Source organism: Serratia sp. CY31944, assembly GCF_052169175.1.
GTDB lineage: Bacteria > Pseudomonadota > Gammaproteobacteria > Enterobacterales > Enterobacteriaceae > Serratia > Serratia sarumanii.
Genome location: NZ_JBJNLG010000045.1, coordinates 1 through 1,384, shown reverse-complemented (window position 1 = coordinate 1,384; position 1,384 = coordinate 1). Strand labels below are relative to the sequence as shown.

The 1,384-nt window shown below is 44.7% G+C and carries 2 protein-coding genes and 1 pseudogene; all 3 read right to left on the bottom strand.

From position 1 onward, the window contains the following. A pseudogene (locus ACJ8IN_RS24600) lies at nt 1-447 on the bottom strand (type IV secretion protein Rhs); the annotation flags it as partial. A 363-nt stretch (nt 448-810) separates the two neighbouring features. Further along, nucleotides 811-1,140: a barstar family protein gene (locus ACJ8IN_RS24595; RefSeq protein WP_060420603.1), complete on the bottom strand. Its 330-nt coding sequence runs from the start codon at nt 1,138-1,140 to the stop codon at nt 811-813. Further along, the coding region (locus tag ACJ8IN_RS24590; protein WP_442519556.1) for a ribonuclease domain-containing protein at nt 1,140-1,384 on the bottom strand (245 nt) is incomplete at its 5' end. The genes ACJ8IN_RS24590 and ACJ8IN_RS24595, both read right to left, overlap by 1 nt.

The following is a 1,384-nucleotide window of genomic DNA, read 5'->3' as shown; positions in this document are numbered from 1 at the left end:
CGGGCTGGCCGGATCGTAGCTCCAGCTGCGGCGGCTGCCGTCGTCGCGCTGCTCCTGCAGCAACCGGTAGCCCTGCCACAGGAAACGGGTCGTCTGTTCGGTTTTGCCCTTGTAGCGCAACGCCTTGCGGCTGCGGCGGCCCAGCGCGTCGTAATGGTACTGCGCCTCGAACTCGCCCTGCGGGCCGCGGCCGTGCGCCTGCACCAGCCGATTGTCGGCGTCGTAGCGGTAGTGCTGTTCATACAGGCCGTTACGCCGGCTGATCAGGTTGCCCCAGGCATCGTAACGGTAAAACAGTTTTTGCCAGTGCGTCAGGCGGTTGTCGGCGATCAGCGCCAGCGGCAGGTGCGCGTCGATGTCGCTCTGCGGGCTGCGCTCGCCCAGCAGGTTATCCGCCAGATCGTACACCAGCCGCGCGCCCGGTTTGCCCTGATTGGGTTCTCGGTGTTACAACAGATTGCATGCTCTACAATAAACACTTGGAATATTAATTTTCTATGATTCTTTATTTTTAAAGAGCTGAAGATTATCTATTCACATTTTAATTTTTCATATCAATTATGATGTTATCTGAAAGCAGACCATTATAAAAAAGTTACTCATTAGCTACCGACAGAAAACACTTAACCCCCTTGCTTTATTGAATTCATTGCCTCCCATGAAAACCCGAGAAAATTGGGTATACGATTGCGACTAAACAGAGCATCGCAATGGTCTGATATGCCAATCCAACTCTAAAAAAATGCTCTATTTTAATCATTAAAAAAGCGCCACATTAATTCAAAATCGAGCACCTTTTTAGTGCATTTTTTATTTAACCAAAAGTAATAGAATCAATGCTTCGTCACCAAACGAGATAGCCCCCTTATTGACAGCCTCTACCGCCAATAAAAAATTATATCTAATGTCGTCAGACAATGAATGTATTCCATTGATTTTCATCAGCAAATACTCATCCTTATCTAAGTGTATGCTAGTCATCCCATCATCAGGAAATCTAAGGCTATTTAAACAGTCAACAAAAGCGTTGAAGTTATTCCCATAAAAATCGGGAAAACCAAAAATCCTATTCATTTCATCATGAAATTCATCATCCGTATTTATTTCTGAAAAATCAACAGCCACCTGTTTAAACTTCATCATTTCCACCCTGAAAGATCTATTTCTATAAAGGAATCATAATGATCATGACTGTAGTAAGCTTTCCCTGTCGCTTTATCAACAACAATACGTCTTGTACCTCGATTACCAACACCAGGGGTCTTAACTGTCCATTCTCTATATGGCCCACTACCTGTATCTAGTCGTTGGCTATTCGGTGATATACGATAACTATTTTCAAATTCAATACCATCCCTTGCATAAGCTGGCCTATTCAATTTGA